The sequence below is a fragment of the Paenibacillus rhizoplanae genome (genome assembly GCF_042684125.1).
GTDB lineage: Bacteria > Bacillota > Bacilli > Paenibacillales > Paenibacillaceae > Paenibacillus_AQ > Paenibacillus_AQ rhizoplanae.
In genome coordinates this window covers 40,069-64,921 of the sequence record NZ_JBHUKY010000006.1, presented here as the reverse complement: position 1 = coordinate 64,921, position 24,853 = coordinate 40,069, and the positions used below count along the sequence as shown (strand labels likewise).

The window sequence follows — 24,853 nt, the reverse complement described above, 5'->3', positions numbered from 1 at the left end:
CGTTCACGCTGCAACTAATCCTTTAACTATCTGCTTAGTAAGGCAAGGGGTGTATAATAATGCAACCAATTAACAGAGATGCTGCGCTGCTTATCCGGCCTTCCGAAATCAGGGATGCCCGTGAGCTGATCGTGCTGGATAATATGATCTGGACGGAGAATACAACCCCGGGTCCGCTGATGTGGCGCTCGCGGGAGGACTATCTGCTGCATGCGCCGCCCGGCTCCCAGCTTGTGGCATTGCAGGACGGGGAGCTATGCGGTTATGTCGGCTTCGGCTGTCCCAGCGGGATGGAGAGCAACCGCCATGTATGCGAGGTGAATATCGCTGTGCACCCGCGTTTTCAGCGGCTGGGTGTAGGCAGCCAGTTGATCGCTGAGATCAAGCGCCATGCTGCGGGGCATGGCATCCGCAAGCTGCGGCTGCGTGTGCTCTCCTGCAATACACCGGCGCTCCAGTTCTACCGTAAATGCGGATTCGAGGAAGAGGGGCGGCTGCGGGAGGAATTCTATCTGGGTGGACGTTATGTAGATGAAGTATTTATGAGCTGCTGGCTGACGGGAGGAGAAGGGGATGGAGACTGAGCTGAAGATGCAAGTCGTCTCACTGAATGTAGGCAAGCCGAAGACGGTGGAATACCGTGGTAAGCCGCTGGACACCGGAATCTACAAGCTGCCGGTAGCTGGGCCGCTTGCGCTTCGGGCTGGAGGGTTCACCGGGGACGGGCAAGCGGATCTGGTCAACCACGGAGGGCCCGACAAGGCGGTCTGCGTCTATCCGGTGGAGCATTATGCCCACTGGGAGGAGCGGCTTGGCCGGAAGCTGGAGTATTCCGCCTTCGGCGAGAATATCACGGCGCGCGGACTGCTGGAGACCGAGGTGTGTATCGGGGATATTTTTGAGATCGGTACAGCACTGCTGGAGGTGAGCCAGCCGCGCTTCCCGTGCTTTAAGCTCACGCAAAAGCATGGGCCGGCGGATATGCCGGCCCAGGTGCTGTCCACCGGCTACAGTGGCTTCTACCTCCGCGTGCTGCGCGAGGGCAGCCTTGCAGCCGGGGACCTGATCGTGAAGCTGGAGAGCGGAGCAGGCCGTATCCCGGTGAGACAGGTCCTGTACTCGATGGAGCACGGGCGCAAGGATCATACCGGACTCGCGGAGCTGGCCGGACTGGATAGCCTTGCGGCTGGCCTCCGGGAGCGGTTCCGGGGCTGGCTGGAGGCTGCGGAGAAGTAGAACGGCTACGGGCAGTCCGAGGACGAGCAGGGGCAGACCAAGGAGAGCGCGAGGGTAGATCAAGGGCGTGCTGTGGGCAGACCAAGGACAGCCCGAGGGTAGACCGAGAACAGATCAAGTACGGCCCAAGGGTAGACCAGGGACAGTGGTAGGATAGACCAAGAACAGCCCAAGGGCCGACCAAGAGCCGACCAAAGAGCCCAGGACAAGGAAGGGATCACCCCAAAGAACCCCGGAGCAGGTTCGAGAGCTCCGGGGGTTCTTGTTGTTAAGGAGTATCCCGCCTGGCAAGCTGCTGAACCCGCTCAAGGTGGGCGGGAGGCGGGCATGAGGAGCAGAAGTGTCTATGAATCCTGGCTCCCGGCTGGCTTCTGCAATAAGCAAGTGGATAAATGCTTCTTAATTCGTCGATTTCCGCTAATCATAGGGCAGCAAGTGGAAAAACAACATCTAATATCGCCCGTTTCCACTACATGAGATGAAATGTGATTATTTAAGTGCTGTTTCTCCAACTACTGTAGTAGCAGAGGGCATTCGTTCATCAGCAAGTGGACAAAATCCAACTAAAATCGGTCACGGGTAGACTCGAACACTAGAAGAAACCAGCACGCCAGCACCCTAGCTTCCCAGCACCCCGGGGCTTGTCCGTTTCCGCTCCTGGCCCCTCCGGGGTCAGCCCAGCAGCTTCCATTCGCTGCGCAGCAGGCCGTATACCGCGTGGTTCACATAACCGGCAGGCAGCTTCTCGGCCTGGCGGATGACCCCTTCGAAGATGAATCCCAGCCGTTCGGGGATCGCTCTGCTGGCCATGTTGCCTGTGGCACAGCGGATCTCGATGCGGTTGAGCTCCAGCTCCAGCAGGGCATAATCGACAAAGACGCGGCAGGCACTGGTCATATAGCCTTGTCCCTCATAGCCTTCGCCCAGCCAGTAGCCGATGCCGACCGAGCGGTTATGCCAGTCAATCTCGTGATAGCCGATAATTCCGGCCAATTCCTCCCGGACCCACAGTCCGGCGGTGAAGCCGCCGTTATCAATGCCCTGCTTCACGGAGTTCTTGATGAACGTGGTAAGATGCGCCTGCTCGGCTACGCCATCCACCCAAGGCAGCCACTGCCTGAGCCGGTGGCGGGAGCGTTCCACCAGGGCGAACATCTGACGGGCATGCTCCGGCATGAGCAGCTTCAGCTTCAGCTCTTCATCTATAACATAATTAAACATGCGGCTGCCCCCTATGCGTTGTGAGATATAAGCCTCGCTGAACTAACGCTTCTGCCACTCCAGGGCGTAGATATCATCCTCTAGTGCCTGCATGCGCTGGAGGGTAAGCGTGCGGCAGTCGCTAAGCGCCCCGTTATAGATCGCCGGTCCCAGCTCCTTCAGGAAGAACTCCAATAGATTGTCTGCGGCCAGGTGGCCGATCGTTTCCCCGCGCTCCGCCTCGAAGTAGGCACGGATATTCTCCGTAATTATTTCCCGCTGCTCTTTAGGCAGTTTTACCGGTTGCATAAGCATCCCCCTTGTCTCCATATTCTTATATTTATCATGCTACTCCATCGCCGGGAGAGAAGTCAAAGGCTGCGGCGGCTGCTTAACTTTTAAAATATAAAAATTTATATGTTGCACACGATAACTTATCTTTCTATTTCTCGCTGAAACGGTACCGTCCTTTAAAAGGACGGCAATGCCGTTTCCACTTGTTGAACATTCCCTGCTTAACGGGTATATTAGTAGGAAACATGTTCATACAAGGAAGTAGTTATATTACAGAATGAAAGGTTGATCAATGTGGAGAACCAGGGTACACCCTCCAATTTCATTAAGAACGTCATTACCGAAGATCTCCGCTCGGGTAAGGTTAAGGAAGTCGTCACCCGCTTTCCGCCGGAGCCGAACGGTTATTTACATATCGGACATGCCAAGGCGATCTGGATTAACTTCACACTGGCGGATGAGTTCGGCGGCAAGACCCATCTGAGATTCGATGACACGAATCCTCTCAAGGAAGATACCGAATACGTCAACTCCATCCAGGAGGATGTGAAATGGCTCGGGTATGAATGGGAGGAGCTGCGGTTTGCCTCGGATTATTTCGGGGAGATGTATGCGCGGGCCGAGCTGCTGATCAAGAAGGGCAAGGCCTACGTCGATGATCTCAGCGCCGAGCAGATCCGTGAATTCCGGGGAACGCTGACGGAGCCGGGGAAGAACAGCCCTTACCGCGAACGGGGGGCAGAAGAGAACCTTGATCTGTTCCACCGCATGAAGACGGGAGAATTCAAGGACGGCGAGAAGGTTCTGCGCGCCAAAATTGACATGTCCTCTCCTAACATCAATCTGCGTGACCCGGTCATTTACCGGATCTCCCACACTCATCACCACAATACGGGCGACGCATGGTGCATTTATCCGATGTATACCTTCGCACATCCGCTGGAGGATGCCATTGAGCATGTCACCCATTCCCTCTGTTCCCTGGAGTTCGAGGACCAGCGCCCGTTCTATGACTGGGTTGTCGCGGAATGTGACATGGAGGCTGCGCCGCATCAATATGAATTCGGACGCCTTAATCTGGCCCAGACCGTTACGAGCAAGCGCAAGCTGAAGCTGCTGGTCGATGAAGGCCATGTGGACGGCTGGGATGATCCCCGCATGCCGACCATCTCCGGGCTGCGCCGCCGCGGTTATACGCCGGAGGCCATCCGCAGCTTCGTACATGAGACCGGTATCTCTAAGAGCCAGGGGCTCGTGGACCTGCAGATGCTGGAGCACTTCATCCGTGAAGATCTCAAGCTGACGGTTCCCCGGACAATGTCTGTGCTGCGGCCGCTTAAGGTAGTTATTACGAATTATCCCGAAGGCGAGACCGAATACTTCGAAATTGAGAACAATGTGGAGAACCCGGAGATGGGCAACCGCCAGATTCCGTTCTCCCGTGAGATCTATATTGAACGCGATGACTTCATGGAGGTTCCGCCGAATAAGTATTTCCGCTTGTTCCCCGGCAATGAAGTGCGCCTCAAGAATGCTTATTTCATCAAGTGCAACGACTTCATCAAGGACGAGAACGGCGAAGTGGTGGAGTTGCACTGCACCTATGATCCTGAGACGAAGAGCGGCAGCGGGTTCACCGGCCGCAAGGTTAAGGGAACGCTGCATTGGGTAGATGCTGGACAGGCTGTACCGGCGGAATTCCGTCTGTATGAGCCGCTGATCTCTGCTGAAGAGGCGGAGACGGATGCCGAAGTAGAAGGTCTGGAAGCTTCCGCTGACAAGCCGGAGCCAACCTTCCTGGATCAGCTGAACCCGAAGTCCATCGAGATCCTGCAGGGCTTCGTGGAGCCTGGGCTGAAGGATAGTGTGGCTCAGGATAAGTTCCAGTTCTTCCGTCACGGGTACTTCAACGTAGACAGCAAGTATTCGTCGCCGGAGCATCTGGTGTTCAATCTGATTGTATCCCTCAAAAGCTCCTTCCAGCCCAAGAAAGGCTAGAAGAGCTCCATATAAGGCAACAGGCTTGGTCTCCCGCCGGGAGGCCAAGCCTGTTTGCTGTATTGCGCATTCCTAGTCTTCTGCCAGCTCATCCTCGGGATCAGCCGGAGGGTGGTAGCCGCCGCGAATGACGGTGAGCCACATGATTCCGAAGCCGATGGCCCCGAACAGGGCCAGGAGCGCACCGGATTGATACATCGTCTGCGCGCCAAGGGTCTGATACATCCAGCCGCCGAAGACTCCGCCGAGAATGCCGGACATTCCGCTCCAGGTGAGCGTGTAGAGAGCCTGTCCCGACGAACGGTAGGGCCTTGGCACCAGCAGCATGGTCAACTGGGTTCCGACATAGAAGAAGCCGCCGAAGGTAATGGAGTGCAGCACCTGAATAAGTGCGACTTGCAGCGGGGTCGTTGCATCGGCCATCAGCCACCACCGCAGGAAAAACAGCGCGCTGACCAACGTGAGCGAGGCCAGCAGGACTGAGACTTTGCGCCGGAGAACGTAATTGCACAGGAGCAGCACACCCATCTCCAGAATGGAGGACAGGAACACAGCGAGACCGATCATGGTCTTGCTTCCGCCCAGCTCTGTGATGTACAGTGACACAAAGGTGTTATTCATTGTATTCGGGATCGAGACCAGGATGCCGAATACGATGAAGCACAGGAAGAACGGATTATAGAAGATCTGACGCATTCCTTTGAAGGGCAAGGGGGCGATTCCGATCGAATGGTCCAGCTTCGGCAGAGTGATCAGTGCAATCATCGCCGCACAGAGCAGTGACGCAAACAGATAAGACAGCACAGAGATGCCGGCCCATTCAATCACAGGTCCGGCAAGTATGGCAGTGAGTGCCCACCCGAGCGACCCCCACAGCCGGAAAGAGCCAAAACTGCGGCTGGTTCCGTCAATATAGCTGAGAATCATCGTGTTGCTCTGGGCGAACAGCGGCCCCTGGAAGAAATAGAAGAACAGGATGGATATGTAGATCATTTCATATGTATTGGCCTGAAAGACAAGCTGGGATAAGACGAGCGTTCCCGTCAGCATGACGAGGACAATCCGCCGGATATTCTGATACCGGTCACTCCAGATGCCCCAGAAGGGGTTGGCAATAATGGATACCAGTGCGCCTACAGACATCAGGCTCCCGATCTCCAGCTTATTCATCCCCACATCCTGCAGATATAAGGGAAAGAAGCTGGTGAAGAGGACAACCGTTCCATATACGAAGAAGTTGAACCATTTCAGAGAGGTGAAAGACAGCTGCTTACCGAGATTCTCCCGCAAACTTTGCACTCCTTTCCCGCTAGGATGCCTTGCATTCTTGCTGTGTCCGCCTTATTATGCCGCTGATATCACTGTAACATTTGTTGAAAAGGGATACAAACCAACTTTTATGGGGAATTACAAATCAATGGCAAAATATCTGTTTAACTTCAGTTTACAAAGGCCAGTTATTCTGGGTTCTAAGGCGGAAGCGGGGCCCCACTGCTCCATACACCTATCTGCCGGAAAAGGGGATTCCTTATGAAGAACAAGCAAGCACCGCAGAAGCAGGGGGCGGCCATGAAGCCGTTCCTGAAGCTGCTGCACGAAACCAAACCATCCTATCTGCTGCTGGCGCTGGCCCTTGGCCTCAGCGTGATTTCGACCCTAGTCGGTCTGGTGATTCCCATGTTCACGAAGAATCTGGTGGACGGCTTCTCGCTGGCTTCTGTCAGCAAGCTGCAGATTGCCGGCATCGCCGGAGCGTTCATTGCGCAGACCGTTGCCGGCGGAGTCTCGATCTACCTTTTGAATGCCGTCGGGCAAAGAGTCGTGGCGGGTCTGCGTGACAGGCTGTGGCGCAAATTCCTGGTGCTGCCCGTATCCTACTACAATGAGAACCGGACAGGCGAGAGCGTCAGCCGGATGACTAATGATACAGGAATTCTCAAGACACTGATCTCGGAGCATCTGGCCAGTCTGTTCACCGGCCTCATCTCCATTGTCGGTTCTGTCCTGGTGCTGTTCTATCTGAACTGGAAAATGACGCTGGTGCTGTTCACGGTGCTCCCGCTGTCGGCGCTCATTCTGGTGCCGCTGGGACGGCAGATGTACAAAATCTCCAAGGGAACGCAGGATGAGACGGCCTCCTTCACCGCTGTGCTCAGCGGCGTATTGTCCGAGATCCGGCTGGTGAAATCCTCGGGAGCGGAGCAGAAGGAGTATGAAGCTGGACGGCAAGGGATTATGAATCTGCTGGGCTTCGGGATTCGTGAGGGCAAGATCAGTGCCCTGATCAGCCCGCTGATCTCCTTCGTCTTCATGATGCTGCTGGTGGTCATTATCGGTTATGGCGGGATGCTGGTATCCTCAGGGGCGCTCACCGCCGGTGAACTGGTCGCCTTTATTCTGTATCTGATTCAGATTATTATGCCGCTGACGCAGCTGACGCAATTCTTCACCCAGCTCCAGAAGGCCAAGGGTGCCTCCGAGCGGATTATTGAGACCCTTGAAGCAGAGGAAGAGGTGTATGAAGGCGTGGAAGAGGCTGAAGGCACAGAGGGGCCAATCGCTGTGGAAGACCTCAGCTTCGGATACAAGACAGGAGAGAAGGTGCTCAGCAAGGTAAGCTTCACTATGCAGCCTGGGCAGGTGACTGCCATAGTCGGCCCGAGCGGCGGCGGTAAAACAACCCTGTTCTCACTGCTGGAACGGTTTTATGAGCCGCAGAGCGGAGTCATCCGGCTGGATGGCAAACCGGCGTCGATGTTCTCCCTGAAATCCTGGCGGAAGCAGATCGGTTATGTCTCACAGGAAAGTCCGCTGCTGGCCGGTACCATTGCCGAGAATCTCGGATACGGACTGGAACGCGAGGTCAGCAAGGAGGAGCTGAAGCGGGCTGCGTCCATGGCCTACGCTGACGGCTTCATTGAGGAGCTCCCGGACGGCTACAACACAGATGTCGGTGAACGCGGGGTGAAGCTGTCCGGCGGACAGCGGCAGCGGATTGCCATCGCCAGAGCGCTGCTGCGCGATCCGAAGATCCTCATGCTGGATGAGGCTACTTCAAGCCTCGACAGCCAGTCGGAGGCCGTGGTACAGAAGGCGCTGGGCAATCTGATGCAGGGCCGGACCACGATTGTAATCGCCCATAGATTAGCTACGGTGGTGAACGCGGACCAGATTATTTTTATGGAGAAGGGCCGGATTACCGGCAAGGGCACGCATGAGGAGCTGCTGAGGGACCATGAGCTGTACCGTGAATTCGCCGAGCAGCAGCTGCAGCTGAACACACCTGAGCTTCTGAGCCAAGGGATAGAGGAGGGTTCTACAGACTATGGTCAAAATACTGGTAGTGGACGACGATCCGCACATCCGCGAATTGGTGGGAGTGTTCCTGAGAGCTGAAGGGATGGCAGAGGTGCTGAGCGCTTCTGACGGACTGGAGGCGTTGCAGCTGCTCGAAGAGACTGCGGCGGATATGGCGATCATTGATATTATGATGCCGAATATGGACGGCTGGGAGCTGTGCCGGGAGCTGCGGGGGCAGTACGATTTTCCGATACTGATGCTGACGGCCAAGGGGGAGACCTCGCAGATTGTCAAAGGCTTCGAGCTGGGCACAGACGACTATCTGGTCAAGCCGTTCGAGCCGCCGGTGCTGATCGCCAGGGTCAAGGCGCTGCTGAAGCGTTACCAGATTTCGGCTGCCCAGAGTGTTACCGTTGGCAATCTGCGGATGAACCGCGCCACCTATGAGGTGCTGTCCGAGCATGGCGAGTTCACGCTGCCACTGAAGGAATTCGAGCTGCTCTTCAAGCTGGCCAGTTACCGGGGGCAGACGCTGACCCGTGACCGGCTCATTGAGGAGATCTGGGGATACGATTACGAAGGCAATGAGCGGACGCTGGATGTACATGTGGGCCGTCTGCGCGAGCGTTTTCCGCAGGAGAGATTCGGATTCTCCATTCGTACGATCCGGGGGCTTGGCTACCGGCTGGAGGGATAGGCATGAAGCGTAGAATCATGAAGATATGGGATAAAATGGATATCGCCGGACCTATCGCCGGAATGCTGATTATGCTCTATATCTCCTGGAACGGGAGCTATTTCGGATCAAGACTGCTGGTCCGTCATTTCGGCTGGTCCTTCTCTGAATACGGGTATCACCTGTTTGTTATGGCTATGCAGATTATCATCTTTTTCGTCTGCGGGGCCACTATTGCCTACGCTACACGCGGAAAGGATCAGAACTTCTATAGGCCGATCCTTACGGCTATGCGGCAGATCTCCCAAGGCGATTTCAAGGTTGAACTGGAGAACAGCGGCCAATACCGGCAGTTCGGAGGGATTGTGGAAGGGATCAACGAAATGGCGAGTGAGCTGAGCCGGATGGAGTTGATGCGGCAGGACTTCATCGCAAGCGTATCCCATGAGATCCAGTCCCCGCTGACCTCGATCCGCGGGTTCGCTGCCGCGCTGCAAGAGGAGAACCTCAGTCCGGATATCCGCAAGCATTACCTGGATATTATTGAAGCGGAGAGCCGCCGTCTGTCCGGTCTGAGCGACAATCTGCTGAAGCTGTCCGTGCTGGAGGCGGAGAGCTTCCCGTTCGAGCGGAAGCCTTATAGGCTGGATAAGCAAGTGCAGGTGATGATCCTGGCCGCAGAGCCGCAGTGGCTCGGCAAGGAGATTGAGGTAGAGGCTGAGCTTCAGGAGACCACCGTAACTGCGGTACAGGATCTGCTGAGCCAGGTATGGACCAACCTGCTGCATAACAGTATTAAGTTCACCCCGCAGGGCGGACGGATCATCGTCACTGTGCGCAGCATGGGGGAGTGGGTGGAGGTGGAGGTCAGGGACAGCGGGATCGGCATGACCGAAGAGGAGCTGGAGCGGATCTTCGAACGGTTCTATAAGGCGGATAAGTCCAGAAGCGTCAACAGCGGCAGCGGAAGCGGGCTGGGACTCCCGCTCGTGAAGAAGATCGTGGAGCTCCACGAAGGCAGCGTACACGTAACGAGCCGTCCCGGAGAGGGGACGGCATTCGTCGTGCGTCTGCCGCAGCAGAGCGGATGAATTCGCCGTTGATGTGAATGACCTGTCCCGGTAATGCAGTCCGAGCTTTCAACGGCCAGGCGTCCGACAGTATAGCCCCGAACCATGACACACAGATGATGTTGTCAGGGGTTCGGGGCTATTTGTGCCGCCTCCAATCACAGTCCCCGCCGGATCAGCTCAGCCAGCAGGGGAATGCTGCGCTCCAGTTCTGCCGCAGAGGCATAAGCGTAGGACAGTCTGAGATGCCTGACGTCGCTGCGGTCATACAGATCGCCTGTATTCAGCAGCAGTCCGGCACTTAGCGCTGCACTGAACAGCTTGCGCGGAGGAACAGCCTGATGGAGAGAAAGCCAGATATAGAAGCCTCCTGCTGGCACATTCCAGGTTGCCAGTCCGGTGCAATGGAGCTGCAGCAGCTCAAGCATATAGTCACGGCGCGTGCGTAGTCTGCCGCGCAGCACATACAGATGCTCCTCATGATAGCCGCCCGTAAGCCAGCTTGCGGCCGCCAGCTGGGACAGGGAGCTTGCGCCATAATCGCTCTGCATCTTGATGTCGGCCAGCCGCCGGACGACCGGCTCCGGTCCGGCAATCCAGCCGATGCGCAGGCCAGGGCTGGCTGCCTTGGACAGGGTGCCCAGATGCAGGACCCGTCCCTCCTGATCCAGCGCCTTCAGCGGTGGTGGAGGCGGTGTGTCCAGCCATAATTCCTGGTAGGCCCCATCTTCCAGAATGGGCAGCCCAAGTCTGCCTGTGACCTCCATCAGCTCCTGGCGGCGCCCCTTATCCATGAGGATTCCGGTCGGATTGTGAAAGGAAGGGATGCTGTAGAGCATCGCCGCCTTAGTGCGGATCGCCTCAGCCGTGAGGTATTCCGGGATCAGGCCACGCCCGTCCATAGGCAGGCCGCTGAATTTCACCCCCGCAGACTGAAAGGCATGAATCGAATACAGATAAGACGGCTTCTCCAGCAGAATAGACGAGCCGCGCGGCAGCAGCCCGAGGGCAATGAGCTGCAGCCCCTGAAGGGCACCGGAGGTAATCAGAATGGAGTCCGGTCCAGCGGTAATGCCGCTCCGGGCTAGTAACCGGCTAACCGCCGCCCGCAGCGCCGGACTACCGAGCGGCTCCTCATAGGAGAGTGGAGGAAGAACGCGCTGCGCGAGTCCGGCCAGCACCTGGTTCATTGCTGCCCCGGGCAGCAGCTCGGGCGCTGGCTCACCCGTTCCAAGGCGGATCAGGCCCGGTTCGTATTCGAGCCGGTTAATCTCCTGGATGGTGGGCAGGTTGGGATAGTGAATCCCCTCCTCCACATAATCATTCCAGTTGCCGGAGCGTTCAGGCCCAGCTGGAGCCGCTGCGGCTGACGTATCTGTATGGCCGATAGGCAGCCGCGTACCTGTAACTATCGTTCCGCCGCCGCGTCTGCCTTCAATCAGGCCCATGGCGGTAAGCTGACCCAGCGCTGTAACCACCGTACTGCGGTTCACTCCAAGCTGGCGGGACAGCTCCCGCTGCGGGGCCAGCCGCATACCGGGAGGCCAGGCTCCGGTGCTGATCTTGGTCAGGAAGTAGCCGGAGATCTGACCATGCAGCGGCAGCGGAGAAGCCGGGTCCGGCTTCCAGTTCTCCGGTAGGCCGGAGCCAGCATCAGCTTGCTGCGCTCCAGGAGCTGCGGGCCGGGAAGCCTTCGTATGTACGGATGGGCCGGGCGTTCTTAAGTCTGCATGGTTGGAGCGTTGTGGATGTGTCAAGGGCAGGCCCCTTCCGGACGAATTATTGTACAAAAGCGAAAACCGAGCACATTATCCACTGCGTAGGTAATCGGACCAATTGTATGCGGAAAACCGAATACATTATGTTACTGCGAAGGCAACTGAGCGAATGCCCCCATAGCCGCTATTGACTAGCATTAGCTCTCCTCTCTCTCCCTCTCGTTCCTTCTTTCTTCCAGTCTACCATGATTCCTCCTCTTTCATTCGTCTTGGTTGGTGTGTGTCGAAGAACTTGGATGGTTACGGCAGCCGCTATGGCAGGGTACGATCAGTAGGTTATAACCGGAGGAAGCCTGAGAGGTTTGTTTATCGCGAAGCATCATAAGGAAGATCAAAGGGGGAAAAGAAATGGTGCAAGCCATTTTACATGGAATTATCCTGGCCTTCGGGCTGATTTTGCCGCTGGGCGTACAGAATATATTCGTCTTCAATCAAGGGGCACAGCATGCCAGATTCCGCAGTACGCTGCCTGTCGTTCTAACAGCGGCAGTCTGCGATACACTGCTGATCTCTGCGGCAGTCGGCGGAGTTTCCTTGGTCATTTTATCGCTGCGCTGGGTCACGCCTGTTATATATGGGGCGGGCATTCTGTTCCTCACCTTCATGGGGTGGAGAATCTGGCGCTCCGCTCCCGCGAAGGATGAGTCGGGCCGACTCTCACCGAAGGGGCAGATACTCTATGCGCTGTCTGTGTCCCTCCTGAACCCGCATGCCCTTCTGGATACGGTGGGCGTGATCGGGACCAGCTCGCTGCAATACGATGGGGTGGTGCGCTGGGCCTTCGCGGCGGCGACAGTGACCGTCTCCTGGCTCTGGTTCCTGGGTCTTGCTGCAGCGGGCCGACAGCTTGGCAGGCTGGATGCGTCCGGCAAGGTCATGAAGGGGCTGAATACCGTTTCGGCCCTGCTGATCTGGGCAATCGCCGTTTACATGGGAGTTCAGTTGTGGTGGCTGTTGTATGGCTAAAGCAATCCTCATTTAACTGACTATTTTAGTTTGTACTTACTTTACTCAATAGATCTGTTAATTCTCTAGAACTGCGATCTTTTAATTTCAACATTTTTTCGCTATTACTATCCTTAATCAAAAATCCACTTTTGGTCTCAAAATCTAAATAAAGGCTGAATTTCACAACTTCGGTATCCGCGTAAGTAACATTCATTCGATACGTTGGTGGACCCACATCAACAGCCCCGCGTACTTTTTTCACAGTTCTTATAGCATCTTTGAATATTCGAATGCTATCGTTATCAGTGTAAGCAGTTTCAGCTGTTTCGGAAATAAGACTGACGCTAACAATCTCAGGATTTGGTCTGACTAAAATATATATAAAAACAAGTAATATCATCAATGAAATGATGCCGATTTTTCTCATAAACTATCCCTCCTTACAGAAATGTTCCTGGCCTTTATCTTTTGTTCACCAAAATCGACTAAACCATTTGATTCAATAACTTCACCTCCTATGGTTCGGCAAGCAGGTTGCCAAACTGTTTCTATTTCTTCACACTTTCGAGCTATAGTTGTTTTATTTGACTCTATTCTATTGACGGTTGAAATCCCATCCTCTACCATACAGATATAAACATAATGTTCTAAATTATGGAATGTGGGAGGTGGTGTTGCTTTGAAGCCTGCAGTCATGATTCGAGACCAGCTTGCAGATTATTTAACCCAGCATGGGCTGTCCATTAATCAGTTCGCCATAAGCTCCGGTATTAATTCCGGGACACTGAGCCGGATTATTAATGGCCATCAGCCCATTGCCATGAGCCATCTGGAGTTAATCACTGCAGGAATGGGGCTCAGTGAGGATTTTTTTTACAGCTTGTATGTGGAGGAATGTTTCTATTATTCGGCACCGACCTGGCGGCGGCTTCGCCCGTTCATTGTGAAGTGTGCGGAACTGGGGCGAACGGATTGTATTGAGCGTCTGGTGGAGAACCTGCTTGATAATCTGACCTATGTTCCCATGTTGTATGAAGTTGCGGAAGGCTTGTTCCAGCAGGGCCACTGGCCGGCGGCTGCACTGCTCTATGAGAATGTAAGCGCCAGTGAGAAATACCAGTATTCCGAACGTCTGGCCACCTGCCAATACCGCCTGTTCCAGATTGCCCTGGGTGATGACCAGAGCACGAACCTGCGCGCGGCCACTTTGTTTGAGAGTTACGTTCCGCGGCTGAATGAGGCGGATCAGTTGGATGGGTTGAAGGATTTGTTGGAAGTCTATTATTCCTTGCAGCAGTGGCCTAAAGTTGATGAACTCGCAGAGAAGATGCTTGGACTGGCTACACTACGGTATAATCTCCAGCTCCAGTCAAGCCTTAATCGAGGTAACATTAAAACTTCTAAAACTCCACTATATCTCTATATTTTGCGCGCTCATCTCTTTCTCTCTAGTATTTGCATGGAATACGGGGATTATAAATCTGCTATAGAACTTGTGCCGCGCTATATGGACGGAAGCTGGATAAAGGAAGATGATGAAGAAGCGAGACGGACGTTAGTTCAGTTTAGAGAATGGGGTACTGCGAATATTTATTTATACCGCATGCTGGACGGACAAATAGAAGTGCTAGACGAGTATGTCGAATATATATCTGCACAAACTGACGAGATATTTACGGCGATGTACAATATTATCCGATGTGCAAATTGGTATAATTGGAATGTTGATCACATTCTGGAGCGCTTCTCTGCCTATATCCCATATCGAACTTATAAATCAGAATTTGGTCAATACAACTCACAGATTATGGCAGACAAACACGCCAGATTTCTCGCTGAATTGGCAAACTATTATTTACATAATAAGAGAAACAGAGGGATAGAATTCTTACTAGAAAGTTTGGAATCTTCATCTATTATAAATAACGAGAGTGTAGTAATCACTTGTGTCAATTTGTTTGAACAATACAGGGATGCTGCCAGTGGAGAAGAGATGGAAAGATACAAACTTTTAATCAGAGAGGTGTGCAAACCAAATGAAACAACAATTTATCAAGCTTCTGGTTCTATGTAGCTTATCTGTCGTAATTTTGTCTACAATTTCAACTAGTGGAATTGTAAAAAATAGCAGCATTCAGTCTTTAATCCAAACTAATTCACATGGTATTGGTGGTTAACTGACCCCTCAACTAACGTTCCCGTTTATTCCGGGAACGTTTTTTATTTGCTGATTTTTAAAGGGAATATATTCATAACCTAGCCTGTCGTGTAGACGGTTTAGTTTGGCTGCGCCATGGTTTTGAAATTATTGTATCTATAACCAATATAGTAGACAATGCAAAGAGACCTGTTTTGTGTAATTTTACATAAAAATCTATAATGTTGCATAAGGAGGCGGGATTCCCATGCATAGTCCAGCAATCGTTAGAATTCGTATTGAGCGAGCCAGAAGCAAGCTTTATAAATTACATAGTCAATATGGCGGTTTTGATCATCCTGTGGTCTTGCAGCAATCCATAGTACTGGATGAACTGCTCAATGCTTACGACAATGCCTACCGGATGATGACAATGCCGCCTGCTTAAGCATTGATCTAGAAAATACTGCAAATTCAAATATAAAATCCATTGGACACGTGTATAAAAAAGGTGGTAAATGCTGTGGAGCATACAGTCAAAATCAGGGATGAAATAGCAGCGTATCTCACAAAACATAAACTATCTATTAATCAGTTTGCAATTGCCAGCGGAATCCATTCCGGTACACTCAGCCGGGTGATGAAAGGGCAGCAAGCCTTGGCGATGAATCATTTGATTCGCGTGACAAGCGGGATGGGGCTGCCGGAGGACTACTTTTACAGTAAGTATGTGGATGAATGTCTATATGATTCGACACCGACTTGGCGGCGTCTGCGGCCGTTCCTGCTGCAATGCGCAGCGTTATCGCGTCTGGATTGTATTGAGCGGGTGGCACAGAATTTACTGGATAATCTGCTGTATGCACCGCTGCTGTTCGAGGTTGCCGAGGAGTTATTTGAGCAGAAGAACTGGCAGGCCGCAGCATTAATCTATGAAAATGTGGGAGCCAGCGAGAAATATCAGCATTCCGAACGTTTGGCGCTCTGTCAATATCGGCTCTTCCTGATTAATTTGGGCGATGATCCGCAGCAAAATTTAATTGCAGCCTCATTATTTGAGAATTATGTAGATAAGCTGGATGAAATCAATCAGTTGGATGCGTTGAAGCAGTTGGCCCACACTTATTCGTCCTTGCGGAAGTGGGATAAGGTAGGTAAATTAGCAGAGGAAATTCTGAGGGTCGCTGCAAATCTGTATGATCTTCATAAAGAATCAAATCGTAAGCCAAATAATGGACAGGTACACAAAAGGCCGCTGTACGCCTATGTTCTTTACGCCCAGCTTCTTCGTGCGTATGTGCTCGAGGAGTGCGGAGATCACAAGGCTGCGCTAGAAATAATACCTTTATATATGGATGGAAACTGGATACGGGAAGATAATGAAGAAGTGAGGCGGATTATTGCCCAATACCAGGATTGGGGTAGAGCCAATACTTATCTCAACCGTCTAATGGATGGACAGTTCGAGGTGCTTGGTGAATATGTAGAATATATTTCGACCCGTGAGAATGAAATATTTATAGCATTATTTAGGATTGTCCAGGCGGCCAATCGCTACAATTGGAATGTGGATAATGTTCTTCAAAGGTTTTCTGGGTATATTCGTCATCGTAAATATTCAAGTATTTTTGGAGAGCGTAACAACCAGATGATGAGTGATCAGCATAAGCAGTTCTGCAGCGAACTGGCGACATACTATCTGTCCCGCAATCGGTATAAAGGCGATGAGGTGTCTATGCAAGGAGTAGACTTATCCGCCAAATTAGACAGCGAGCATCATGTGATTCGGGGGACGATATCCGTGGATTTCGAGATTGCGATCTCGGATGAAAAAAGGTGGTAAATGCTGTGGTACATACAGTCAAAATTCGAGACGAGATAGCGGCGTATCTTACAAAACATAAACTGTCTATTAATCAATTTGCAATTTCCAGTGGAATTCATTCTGGTACACTCAGCCGGGTGATGAAGGGACAGCAGGCCTTGGCGATGAATCATTTGACTCGCGTGACAAGCGGGATGGGACTGTCGGAGGACTACTTTTATAGTAAGTATGTGGATGAATGTCTATATGATTCGACACCTACTTGGCGGCGTTTACGGCCTTTTCTGCTGCAATGCGCAGCGTTATCGCGTCTGGATTGTATTGAGCGGGTGGCACAGAATTTACTGGATAATCTGCTGTATGCACCACTGCTGTTCGAGATTGCCGAGGAGTTATTTGAACAGAAGAACTGGCAGGCCGCAGCATTAATCTATGAAAATGTAGGAGCCAGCGAGAAATATCAGCATTCCGAACGCTTGGCGCTCTGTCAATATCGGTTATTCCTAATTCATTTGGGCGATGATCCGCAGAAAAATTTAATCGCCGCTATTTTGCTGGAGAATTATGTCGATAAGCTGGATGAAATTAATCAGCTGGATGCGCTGAAGCAGTTGGCGGATATCTATCACGCGCTTCAGGAATGGGATAAGGTATCTGAGGTTGTAGAAGAAATGCTCCGAGTGGCCTCCTTCCATTATGACCTTCATGATGAATCATGCCGTAGGCATAGAGATCATAAGTTATATAAAAGGCCGCTTTATACCTATATATTACATGCTCAGCTTATGAGGTCCTGTAATTATGAAGAGATGGGGGATTACAAAACTGCACTGGACACGTTACCTCAGTATATGGATCATAGCTGGATAAGGGAAGATGACGAAGAAGCAAGGCGTATTAAGGCTCAATATATAGAATGGGGAACGGCTAATACGTACCTGTACCGCGTAATGGATGGACAGATTGAGGTCCTTGACACATATGTGGAATACATCTCAAATCACGAAAATGAAATATTCATGGCGCTGTTTAAGATCGTTCAATTGGCTAATCAGTATAAGTGGGACGTGGATCATGTGATACAGAGATTTGCGGACTACATTCCTTACCGGAAGGTTTACAGTATCTTTGGTGAACACAACAAATTCATTCATGAAAAAAACTACACACAATTCTGCAGCGAGCTGGCGACTTACTATCTGTCCCGCAATCGGTATAAAGGCGATGATGTAATTATGCAAAGCGTAGACTTATCTGCCAAATTAGACAGTGAGCAACAAGTGATCCGGGGGACGATATCCGTCGATTTCGAAATTGCGATTTCCAATATTCCGAAGTCGTGCTGAATTATACACATACACAATCCTTGTACAACGGCTGAGAATCCTTCTGGAATCTCGGCCGTTGTACGTTTGACCAAGATAGAATAATATAACTAATTTCCAAAAAAAAATGAAATATATTTGATGCCTTTATGTGAACTTTCCCACTTTAACAATAAGCATCGAACGTAACGAAAGTTAAATAAGCTACCTCCGGTTGGGTACCGGGAGCAGCTTATAGCCTAGAGTCTTTTTTTCGCACATCCAAAATTGGTTATGGTAAAGAGCGAATTTGTAATTACAATCTTGCGAGTAACATCAAAGTCCACACTTCCGTCTCGTCTTGCTTTGTGCCACTGAATGCGTCACGAAAAAGCCGAACTTATTTCTTCTTGATTTCTGCTTTTGACAAAATCCTTTTGTCGCCAACGAAAGCAATAATAACATTTAAGATTATGAGCACACACAACATGACTCCGATATTAATTCCTACGAGATAGAGCACTCCGATGGTAACCATGCATAGTAAATAACATACCGTTGGAACGAGCTTTTGCTTAAGAAGTACGATGCGTTCCACACTTTCATCAGTTGAATCCTTATGGGCTTGTTTTAATATAGCCCTTGCTTGTGCCAATAGATATGTGTAGTATACAACAACTAAAGATATTAATGTAACTAAAACTATTCTAACGTAAGTTTCTACCATCATTTAAAATATCCTTATTATTCTATTATTTTGATTTATTTACCTATACTAGTCTTAAATAAATATTTCGTCAATGCAAATTACTTTCTCTTCTCTGTGACCTTAAGAGCCTATACTTTTAAAATAGAGACAATAATAAACGCTGGAGGAACAATGATGAACTTCTTCCACTGCTCCAGCATTTCCGAAATGGAAAAAGAAAATACTGGTGTTGTAACTGAAGACAAACTCACCAAATTGACGTATACCTATCAACAGAAGAAGGATATTTTGGCAGCAGCTGAAAAGGAGGATAAGCTTTATAATAAAGCGGAAGGTAAAAAAACAGTTATACTTAACGATGAGACTACGGGTAAATGGATTCCAGAGGCCTTTCTTCGAAGAACGATTTGAAGCTTCAGCACGATTAATGACACCTATAGAAATAGCTGTAAACCAAGCTGTAGCAGCTGGACAACCAACGGGAACGGCTATCTATTTTCAGTTGACTATGATGCAACTGCTAGTGACTTGAACAACATCCTTATTCCTTACTTTAAGACCGTGAAAACCTACCTGGATAGCGGAGGCTGGAAACTTTAATTGTTAGCATAATAATATTTGGGCTACTGATTGAAGGTAGGATAAAACCTTCAATTCAGTAGCCCATCTTTTTGTTTAAGTTTGTGCCAAGTCTAGCATAAACGTATCCTCTTTCTAAAAGATTGGTACGTTCAGCAGGCTATTTCCATTCGTCTACTTCGTGAGGATTAAAGCCTAATGCTCACATTATTCTAGCAAGCTCCCATCCTTAACTACCAGCGCCCTACCCGCCAATCTGCGACATGCGGCGGGCGGTTGGCGTGTGACTCTGGGTTTTGTGCTCCAGGGCCAGTGCCATTTCGTGGTTATGCGGCTTGTTGCCGAGCGCCTGGCGGAACAGAGCCTGCACCGCAGCGGGGTCGCTGATCAGCGGGCGGACATTATATTCGTCCTGCCAGTACAAGCAGGCTTTGATGTTGCCGTCGGCGGTCAGGCGCAGCCGGTTGCAATTGTCGCAGAAATGCTCGCTGACCGGGTGGATCAGCCCGAAGGTTCCCTTCGCGCCGGTGACACGCCGGTTCTGGGAAGGGCCATTCCCGGAGGGCATGTCGGCCTCTTCGGTGGTCCAGCCAGCTTCCTTACAGGCCTCTACTACAGTCTCCAGCGGCAGATAGGTCTGCCGCCAGGCATCGCTGGCGCTGCCAATCGGCATGTATTCAATGAAGCGCACATTGAGCGGGCTGTTCAGGGTCAAGGCGATGAAATCCTTGATCTCGTCATCGTTAATGCCTTTCATCAGCACGACATTCAGCTTGATCGGGGACAGGCCAGCAGCTTCTGCGGCTTCAATTCCCTTCAACACCTTGGCGACATCGCCGCCGCGGGTAATCATCGAGAAGCGCTCCGGCCGCAGCGAATCCAGGCTGATGTTCACCCGTGACAGCCCGGCCTGCTTCAGGATAGCCGCTTTGGCTGGCAGCATCAGGCCATTCGTAGTCAATGATATATCATCGATGCCGGGTATGACGGCGATCATAGAGACCAGCTTCTCCAGATCCTTGCGCACCAGCGGTTCTCCCCCGGTCAGCCTGACTTTCCGCAAGCCCAGCGGTGCAAGAGACTCCACCACAGCGGTAATTTCCTCATAACTCATAATCTCGTCCTGCGGCTGGAATTGCATTCCTTCTGCGGGCATACAATAGATACAGCGCAGGTTGCAGCGGTCTGTAACCGAGATACGGAGGTAATCATGTATGCGTCCAAAAGGATCAGTTAGCGGCTCCATAACGTTGCTCCTTCACCTGTTCATTTTAGTTTAAATTTTAAAGAAAGCAGTCCGCTGCGTCAATGCACAAGCGAATAACCTAAAGCATAGGGGGACAGAAGGCCAAAGCAGCATCCTAATTATGACAAAAGTGCGACAATTAACGGGAATGGTCATAGAATGCTCACCGAAAGCGTTTAACATATTCGATATAATTTAGGTGCGGAAGATTCAAACTTTAGATACTTTAACTTTTGCGAAGCACAGCTATGATTCCGGAAGGCTCAGGCGGCAATCCCAAGGATACCCCGGGCATCCGGCAAACTAAGTAGGGAGGATTTGCAAAATGACTATACCAACTGTTCCATCGCTTGTCGTGCCGGAGGCTTGCAGCCGCTGGCTGGAGAGTCGGGGATTAATATATCAGCTTCTGGTGGACTTCTATGGAAGAAAACCATCCCTCTCACTGGTCGCCCAATGGAGCCGTAACCGTGAGATGAGTGTTGCTGCGGAGATGACCGAAGGCGGCCGTGAGTTGAAGCGTTACCTGTGCAGCCAGGAGCCATCGATGCTCCCGGCCATCTGTGAGAAAGAGAAGCTCGAATACAAACGTCTGATGAACGAGCGCGCGGTCAGCTCCTTCGTAGCCCGTGAAGCCGCTCAACTCGGCCGTGAGGAAGAATTCTGCAACGTGCTGTCGGATGTGTACGCATCGGCGGGCATTGTCTTCAAGAAGTGCAGCGGCGAAGCCGACGACCATATTGCCATTGAGCTGGAATTCATGGCGGTGATGCACGAGCGGATGTTGTACAACAGCTTCTCGGTCCGCAGTGCCATGGAGCTTCTGGAGATTCAGGAGAAGTTCCTCGAAGAGCATCTGCTGAAGTGGACTCCACAATTCTGTGCGAGAATGAACGCTGCCACCGACAGCCCGCTGTATCTGGGACTCAGCCATATGCTGGAGGAATTCCTGCCGCAGGATCTGCACATGCTGCGTGCCTGGAAGGCTTCGCTGGAGAGCAGCGCAGCAGCCATGGCTTAATTATGCATCCATACTCAATTAATAAGGCGCCCTTCCATCAATCGGAAGGGCGCCTTATTTCTGCTCCGGGGGTCTTGAACTTAAGCTTTCACTTTATATGTTTTGATCTGGAGAATCTCCTTCAGGGAGAGTGGCGGAGGAGAAGTTTGGAACTGTAGGAGCGATAGCGTTCGCCTTTAGGTTGGAAATTCTACCGCGAAGAGCGGTTCGAATCAGGAATTTCCAACCTAACAGCGACCGGAAGTCCAAACATTCTCTGCAGTCACGGTCCTGCCTGAAGCGGAGGTGCCCCAGTTCACTCTATATAACTGAAACTGAAGTTCATCCCCTATTTATTCGTAAGTCTTCTTACCCCGAAACTTCATCAGGAACTCATACACCACCGGTACAACGACCAGGGTCAGCAGTGTGGAGCTGACGAGACCGCCGATGACGGTTACGCCAAGTCCCTTGGAGATGATCCCGGCGCTGTTCTCAAGGCCGGTAACCAGTGGCAACAGGGCGCCAATGGTTGCGAGCGCAGTCATGAGAATCGGGCGAAGGCGGGTAGCGCCGGCCTCAAGCAGCGCCTTGCGGGTAGACATTCCCTCTTGTTCCTTATGGATTACGCGGTCAATTAAGACAATCGCATTGGTGACCACGATCCCGATCAGCATCAGTGCGCCCATCAGTGCGGACACGTTCAAGGTCTCGCCAGCCAGGAGCAGGGCGACAAGAGCGCCGATGACTGTGAACGGCAGGGAGAACAGGATGGCGAACGGAGCCAGACCGCCGCCGAAGGTGACTACAAGCACGAAGTATACAATGGCTATAGCCGCCAGCATGGCGATGCCAAGCTGTCCGAAGGTCTCATTAATCTGCTCGGTGACTCCGCCGAAGGTGATGGTCACGCCGTCCGGGAGATCAAGGGCATCTATTTTGTCCTGAACAGCATTTGCGGCACTATTAATGTCACTGGAGATAATGTCGGCGGTTACCCCGACTTTCATTTTGCCGTCTTCACGGGTAATGGAATCCGGGGACTGGCCCTGTTCAATGCTTGCTACCTCGCCAATCGGTACGGTAATGCCCAGCGGCGAAGTGAGCGTGGCCGCCTTCATTTCTTCAATACTGCTGTAGGAATCCTTGTCCGTCTCAATGTAGACCTTGTAATTCTTGCCGTCCAGCTCTACCTCAGTGAGCACAGGCCGGGTTCCGGCAGGGCTCAGCTTCATCGCAAGCTGTCCGGCCGTTAAGCCCAGTGAGCTAAGCTTGGCTTGGTCAGCTACGATGGTGTATTGATCATAGGCTTCAGAGAGGCTGGTCTTCCCGTCTTTGAAGTTCTTGGTGTCTGCCTGAACGATCCCGGCAATTTCATCGGCTACCGGTTTGAGCTGCTCCAGCGTATCGCCGTAGATATTGACAGTAAGTGTACTGCCGCCGAGTCCGCCTCCGGCCATGCCGGACAGATCGCCCCACACGCCATCCGGTACCTCTTGGGTTAAGCCTTCAATTAACTTCTCCTTCACGGTATCAAAATCAGGCGTGTTGCTGTCATACGTGACATAGAACAGCCCGGAATTGCCTGAGCTAAGTCCGAACGGGCTGCTGCCGCCGATGGAATACTGCATTTTATCCAGATGCTTCTGCGCCAGAATAAACTTCTCAGCCTTCAGGCCCAGCGCCTTCACATCCTCCAGCGTCTGACCGGCCTTCGGGGAGAAGGTCAGCGTAACATTCTTCTCTTCCTGGGAAGGCAGGAAGCTGACGCCGATCGGCTTGATCAGGAACAGACTGCCTGCCAGCAGCAGGACAGCAACACCCAAGGTGATCAGCTTATGCGAGAGACACCAGTCCAGGATACGGACATACCCGCCCGCCAATGCGCCGGGCTTGTCTTCGTGCCCCTTTTTCCCCTTCTTCAGTCCATTACGGAACAGGGTGTGGGCCAATGCAGGCACCAGGGTAATGGCAACCACCAGTGAAGCCAGCAGCGCGAATACCATTGTGAGGGCGAACGGCAGGAACAGCTCACCGACCATACCGCTGACAAAAGCGAGCGGCAGGAAGACGGCAATCGTCACAATGGTTGAGGACATAATCGGCACAAACATCTCACGAGTAGCGGCGCTGATCAGCTCTCTGCCGCGCAGCTTCTCCCCGGACAGCGTAAGCCGCCGGAAAATGTTCTCAATGACGACGATGGAGTCATCGACTACCCGCCCGATGGCCACGGTCATGGCGCCGAGCGTCATCATATTCAGTGTAATATCCATTTGCCGCAGGCATAATATCGCAATCAGCAGTGATAATGGAATCGAGATAATGGAAATAATGGTAGAACGGATATTGCGCAGGAACAGCAGAATGATAAGCACGGCGAACAGGGCGCCGAAGGCAGCCTTGGATAGCATCGTGTTCACGGAATCCTCAATCGGCTTGCCTTGATCCAGCAGCACGGTGAGGTCCATCGACTTGTATTGCTGCTTCAGTTCTTCGGTCTTATCCTTGACCCCGTTCACGACATCGACGGTGTTGGCATCATTGGCCTTCACAATCTGAATCCCGATCGACTCTTTGCCGTTGGTGCGGGAGATCGATTCCGATTTGCCGACCACTTCAATAGTAGCAAGCTCGCTCAGCCTCACGGTCGGCAGCCCGGTCATGGCACCCGCGCCAGCGCCGGTATTGCCAGCCGCAGCTCCGGTACCGCCCGCAGCAGCACCTTCACCGCCTGAAGCTGCGCCGCCAGCCGCGCCCGCAGCGCCTGCGGCAGAGGGAACCAGCGGAATGCTGACATTCTGCAAGTCCTCCACCGTAGTGATGTTGCCGTCAACGACAACAGCCTTCTGTGCTTTGTCCATCTCGAACAATCCGAGCGGCACCCGCAGGGAGGAGGCCTGGATGATGCCTTTGATCGTATCCTCGGTCAGTCCGTACTGCTTCAGCTTCTCCTGATTGAACTTCAGGGAGACTTCCTTGACATATTGTCCGGCAATCTGCACAGAGGCGACGCCTTCGATATCCTCCAGCGCCGGGCGGATATCGTTCTCCGCAACCCGTGTCAGCTCCTCAAGATCGCCGGAGCTCTCATCAGAGATACTGAGGGAGATGACCGGCAGCGAGCTGAGGCTGAAGCGTGAGATTTGCGGCTTTTGCACATTATCCGGCAGAGTCACCTCGTTGAGCGCCTCGCGCACCGCTGCTGTCGCATTGTCCAGGTTGGTGCCGTAGTTGAATTCTATGGTTACACTGGAGGCATTCTCAAGTGATGTAGAGGTCAACATCTTGACCCCGTCCACATTGCGGAGCTTCTGCTCCAGCGGCTTGCTGACGTCATTCACGACACCTTCCGGCGCAGCTCCGGGATAAATAGTAGTAATGCTGAGATAAGGGATACTAATATTAGGCAGGGTCTCCTGCTTCATAGTCAACCCGCTGTACAGACCAGCGAAGACAATAATGATCGTCAGCAGCCAGACGGCGAATTTGTTGCGGAGCGAGAAATTAATTAGGCTTTTCATCAGTAAATGGTCCTCCAGTACAATTAATC

At 52.1% G+C, this 24,853-nt stretch carries 22 protein-coding genes; 13 read left to right on the top strand and 9 right to left on the bottom strand.

All coding sequences use genetic code 11. The features are described 5' to 3' along the window. Nucleotides 1-59 precede the first annotated feature (59 nt). Both ACFSX3_RS01635 and ACFSX3_RS01630 read left to right on the top strand, forming a co-directional pair. On the top strand, nucleotides 60-584 hold the full coding sequence (locus ACFSX3_RS01635) for a GNAT family N-acetyltransferase (protein ID WP_209989133.1): 525 nt from the start codon (nucleotides 60-62) through the stop codon (nucleotides 582-584). Further along, on the top strand, nucleotides 574-1,236 hold the full coding sequence (locus ACFSX3_RS01630; RefSeq protein WP_339220805.1) for an MOSC domain-containing protein: 663 nt from the start codon (nucleotides 574-576) through the stop codon (nucleotides 1,234-1,236). Before ACFSX3_RS01635 ends, ACFSX3_RS01630 begins: the two co-directional genes overlap by 11 nt. A 672-nt stretch (nucleotides 1,237-1,908) precedes the next feature. Here ACFSX3_RS01630 and ACFSX3_RS01625 read toward each other — a convergent pair. Then, nucleotides 1,909-2,457, bottom strand: coding sequence for a GNAT family N-acetyltransferase (locus tag ACFSX3_RS01625; protein ID WP_209989130.1), 549 nt, complete (start codon nucleotides 2,455-2,457; stop codon nucleotides 1,909-1,911). A 42-nt stretch (nucleotides 2,458-2,499) separates the two neighbouring features. Continuing rightward, a complete protein-coding gene (locus tag ACFSX3_RS01620; RefSeq protein WP_209989126.1) occupies nucleotides 2,500-2,745 on the bottom strand; it encodes a DUF2164 domain-containing protein in 246 nt (81 codons plus the stop codon). 279 nt (nucleotides 2,746-3,024) lie between these two features. Between ACFSX3_RS01620 and ACFSX3_RS01615 the strand changes: the two genes are divergently transcribed. Next, a complete protein-coding gene (locus ACFSX3_RS01615; protein ID WP_209989399.1) occupies nucleotides 3,025-4,728 on the top strand; it encodes a glutamine--tRNA ligase/YqeY domain fusion protein in 1,704 nt (567 codons plus the stop codon). Nucleotides 4,729-4,800: 72 nt separating this feature from the next. On the opposite strand, the gene ACFSX3_RS01610 is transcribed toward ACFSX3_RS01615, so the two are convergent. Further along, nucleotides 4,801-6,018 carry an MFS transporter gene (locus tag ACFSX3_RS01610; protein ID WP_209989123.1) on the bottom strand — a complete coding sequence of 406 codons (1,218 nt, stop codon included), beginning with the start codon at nucleotides 6,016-6,018 and terminating at the stop codon, nucleotides 4,801-4,803. A 240-nt stretch (nucleotides 6,019-6,258) separates the two neighbouring features. Here ACFSX3_RS01610 and ACFSX3_RS01605 point away from each other — a divergent pair, with 240 nt between their 5' ends. The 3 genes from ACFSX3_RS01605 to ACFSX3_RS01595 are packed head-to-tail and all read left to right on the top strand — an operon-like array spanning nucleotide 6,259 to nucleotide 9,795. Then, the gene (locus ACFSX3_RS01605) at nucleotides 6,259-8,124 is read left to right on the top strand and encodes an ABC transporter ATP-binding protein (RefSeq protein ID WP_209989122.1); all 1,866 of its coding nucleotides are present in this window, start codon (nucleotides 6,259-6,261) and stop codon (nucleotides 8,122-8,124) included. Continuing rightward, complete coding sequence (locus ACFSX3_RS01600; protein WP_209989119.1) at nucleotides 8,054-8,725, top strand: response regulator transcription factor; 672 nt, start codon at nucleotides 8,054-8,056, stop codon at nucleotides 8,723-8,725. The genes ACFSX3_RS01605 and ACFSX3_RS01600 overlap by 71 nt, the downstream gene beginning before the upstream one ends. A 2-nt stretch (nucleotides 8,726-8,727) precedes the next feature. Beyond that, complete coding sequence (locus ACFSX3_RS01595; protein ID WP_339220803.1) at nucleotides 8,728-9,795, top strand: sensor histidine kinase; 1,068 nt, start codon at nucleotides 8,728-8,730, stop codon at nucleotides 9,793-9,795. Nucleotides 9,796-9,932: 137 nt separating this feature from the next. Here the strand turns inward: ACFSX3_RS01595 and ACFSX3_RS01590 are convergent, their stop codons facing one another. Beyond that, on the bottom strand, nucleotides 9,933-11,378 hold the full coding sequence (locus tag ACFSX3_RS01590) for an aminotransferase-like domain-containing protein (RefSeq protein WP_379258547.1): 1,446 nt from the start codon (nucleotides 11,376-11,378) through the stop codon (nucleotides 9,933-9,935). Nucleotides 11,379-11,900: 522 nt separating this feature from the next. On the opposite strand from ACFSX3_RS01590, the gene ACFSX3_RS01585 reads away from it, so the two are divergent. Continuing rightward, entirely contained in the window at nucleotides 11,901-12,518 is a 618-nt protein-coding gene (locus ACFSX3_RS01585) for a LysE/ArgO family amino acid transporter (protein WP_209989113.1), read from the top strand. A gap of 25 nt (nucleotides 12,519-12,543) precedes the next feature. Here ACFSX3_RS01585 and ACFSX3_RS01580 read toward each other — a convergent pair whose 3' ends face one another. Both ACFSX3_RS01580 and ACFSX3_RS01575 read right to left on the bottom strand, forming a co-directional pair. Next, complete coding sequence (locus ACFSX3_RS01580; RefSeq protein ID WP_209989110.1) at nucleotides 12,544-12,927, bottom strand: hypothetical protein; 384 nt, start codon at nucleotides 12,925-12,927, stop codon at nucleotides 12,544-12,546. After that, entirely contained in the window at nucleotides 12,924-13,196 is a 273-nt protein-coding gene (locus ACFSX3_RS01575; RefSeq protein ID WP_209989108.1) for a hypothetical protein, read from the bottom strand. Before ACFSX3_RS01575 ends, ACFSX3_RS01580 begins: the two co-directional genes overlap by 4 nt. Between ACFSX3_RS01575 and ACFSX3_RS01570 the strand changes: the two genes are divergently transcribed. The 4 genes from ACFSX3_RS01570 to ACFSX3_RS01555 all read left to right on the top strand — a co-directional run bounded on the left by ACFSX3_RS01570 (nucleotide 13,180) and on the right by ACFSX3_RS01555 (nucleotide 17,808). Further along, nucleotides 13,180-14,574 (top strand): helix-turn-helix domain-containing protein, encoded by a 1,395-nt coding sequence (locus tag ACFSX3_RS01570; RefSeq protein WP_379254600.1) that lies wholly within the window; start codon nucleotides 13,180-13,182, stop codon nucleotides 14,572-14,574. The genes ACFSX3_RS01575 and ACFSX3_RS01570 overlap by 17 nt on opposite strands. A gap of 331 nt (nucleotides 14,575-14,905) precedes the next feature. Then, nucleotides 14,906-15,085 carry an aspartyl-phosphate phosphatase Spo0E family protein gene (locus ACFSX3_RS01565; RefSeq protein ID WP_209989105.1) on the top strand — a complete coding sequence of 60 codons (180 nt, stop codon included), beginning with the start codon at nucleotides 14,906-14,908 and terminating at the stop codon, nucleotides 15,083-15,085. Nucleotides 15,086-15,160: 75 nt separating this feature from the next. Beyond that, entirely contained in the window at nucleotides 15,161-16,480 is a 1,320-nt protein-coding gene (locus tag ACFSX3_RS01560) for a helix-turn-helix domain-containing protein (RefSeq protein WP_209989103.1), read from the top strand. A 5-nt stretch (nucleotides 16,481-16,485) separates the two neighbouring features. Then, nucleotides 16,486-17,808, top strand: a complete 1,323-nt coding sequence (locus tag ACFSX3_RS01555) for a tetratricopeptide repeat protein (RefSeq protein ID WP_209989101.1) — start codon at nucleotides 16,486-16,488, stop codon at nucleotides 17,806-17,808. Nucleotides 17,809-18,166: 358 nt separating this feature from the next. Here ACFSX3_RS01555 and ACFSX3_RS01550 read toward each other — a convergent pair whose 3' ends face one another. Next, entirely contained in the window at nucleotides 18,167-18,496 is a 330-nt protein-coding gene (locus tag ACFSX3_RS01550; RefSeq protein WP_209989094.1) for a hypothetical protein, read from the bottom strand. Nucleotides 18,497-18,646: 150 nt separating this feature from the next. On the opposite strand from ACFSX3_RS01550, the gene ACFSX3_RS01545 reads away from it, so the two are divergent. After that, entirely contained in the window at nucleotides 18,647-18,886 is a 240-nt protein-coding gene (locus tag ACFSX3_RS01545; protein WP_379312530.1) for a hypothetical protein, read from the top strand. Between the two features lie 412 nt (nucleotides 18,887-19,298). Here ACFSX3_RS01545 and moaA read toward each other — a convergent pair whose 3' ends face one another. Next, nucleotides 19,299-20,300 (bottom strand): GTP 3',8-cyclase MoaA, encoded by a 1,002-nt coding sequence (moaA, locus tag ACFSX3_RS01540; RefSeq protein ID WP_209989088.1) that lies wholly within the window; start codon nucleotides 20,298-20,300, stop codon nucleotides 19,299-19,301. Nucleotides 20,301-20,625: 325 nt separating this feature from the next. Here moaA and ACFSX3_RS01535 point away from each other — a divergent pair, with 325 nt between their 5' ends. Continuing rightward, the gene (locus ACFSX3_RS01535; protein WP_209989085.1) at nucleotides 20,626-21,321 is read left to right on the top strand and encodes a TorD/DmsD family molecular chaperone; all 696 of its coding nucleotides are present in this window, start codon (nucleotides 20,626-20,628) and stop codon (nucleotides 21,319-21,321) included. Nucleotides 21,322-21,653: 332 nt separating this feature from the next. Here the strand turns inward: ACFSX3_RS01535 and ACFSX3_RS01530 are convergent, their stop codons facing one another. Further along, nucleotides 21,654-24,824, bottom strand: coding sequence for an efflux RND transporter permease subunit (locus tag ACFSX3_RS01530; protein ID WP_209989083.1), 3,171 nt, complete (start codon nucleotides 24,822-24,824; stop codon nucleotides 21,654-21,656). Nucleotides 24,825-24,853: the final 29 nt, after the last annotated feature.

Bases quoted from the DNA above. Each gene is read 5' to 3' on its own strand.
- ACFSX3_RS01580 (WP_209989110.1), bottom strand. From the start codon at position 12,927: ATGAGAAAAATCGGCATCATTTCATTGATGATATTACTTGTTTTTATA.
- ACFSX3_RS01565 (WP_209989105.1), top strand. From the start codon at position 14,906: ATGCATAGTCCAGCAATCGTTAGAATTCGTATTGAGCGAGCCAGAAGC.
- ACFSX3_RS01550 (WP_209989094.1), bottom strand. From the start codon at position 18,496: ATGATGGTAGAAACTTACGTTAGAATAGTTTTAGTTACATTAATATCT.
- ACFSX3_RS01635 (WP_209989133.1), top strand. From the start codon at position 60: ATGCAACCAATTAACAGAGATGCTGCGCTGCTTATCCGGCCTTCCGAA.
- ACFSX3_RS01530 (WP_209989083.1), bottom strand. From the start codon at position 24,824: ATGAAAAGCCTAATTAATTTCTCGCTCCGCAACAAATTCGCCGTCTGG.
- ACFSX3_RS01585 (WP_209989113.1), top strand. From the start codon at position 11,901: ATGGTGCAAGCCATTTTACATGGAATTATCCTGGCCTTCGGGCTGATT.
- ACFSX3_RS01535 (WP_209989085.1), top strand. From the start codon at position 20,626: ATGACTATACCAACTGTTCCATCGCTTGTCGTGCCGGAGGCTTGCAGC.
- ACFSX3_RS01625 (WP_209989130.1), bottom strand. From the start codon at position 2,457: ATGTTTAATTATGTTATAGATGAAGAGCTGAAGCTGAAGCTGCTCATG.
- ACFSX3_RS01620 (WP_209989126.1), bottom strand. From the start codon at position 2,745: ATGCAACCGGTAAAACTGCCTAAAGAGCAGCGGGAAATAATTACGGAG.
- ACFSX3_RS01595 (WP_339220803.1), top strand. From the start codon at position 8,728: ATGAAGCGTAGAATCATGAAGATATGGGATAAAATGGATATCGCCGGA.
- ACFSX3_RS01605 (WP_209989122.1), top strand. From the start codon at position 6,259: ATGAAGAACAAGCAAGCACCGCAGAAGCAGGGGGCGGCCATGAAGCCG.
- ACFSX3_RS01600 (WP_209989119.1), top strand. From the start codon at position 8,054: ATGGTCAAAATACTGGTAGTGGACGACGATCCGCACATCCGCGAATTG.
- moaA (WP_209989088.1), bottom strand. From the start codon at position 20,300: ATGGAGCCGCTAACTGATCCTTTTGGACGCATACATGATTACCTCCGT.
- ACFSX3_RS01575 (WP_209989108.1), bottom strand. From the start codon at position 13,196: ATGACTGCAGGCTTCAAAGCAACACCACCTCCCACATTCCATAATTTA.
- ACFSX3_RS01545 (WP_379312530.1), top strand. From the start codon at position 18,647: ATGATGAACTTCTTCCACTGCTCCAGCATTTCCGAAATGGAAAAAGAA.
- ACFSX3_RS01630 (WP_339220805.1), top strand. From the start codon at position 574: ATGGAGACTGAGCTGAAGATGCAAGTCGTCTCACTGAATGTAGGCAAG.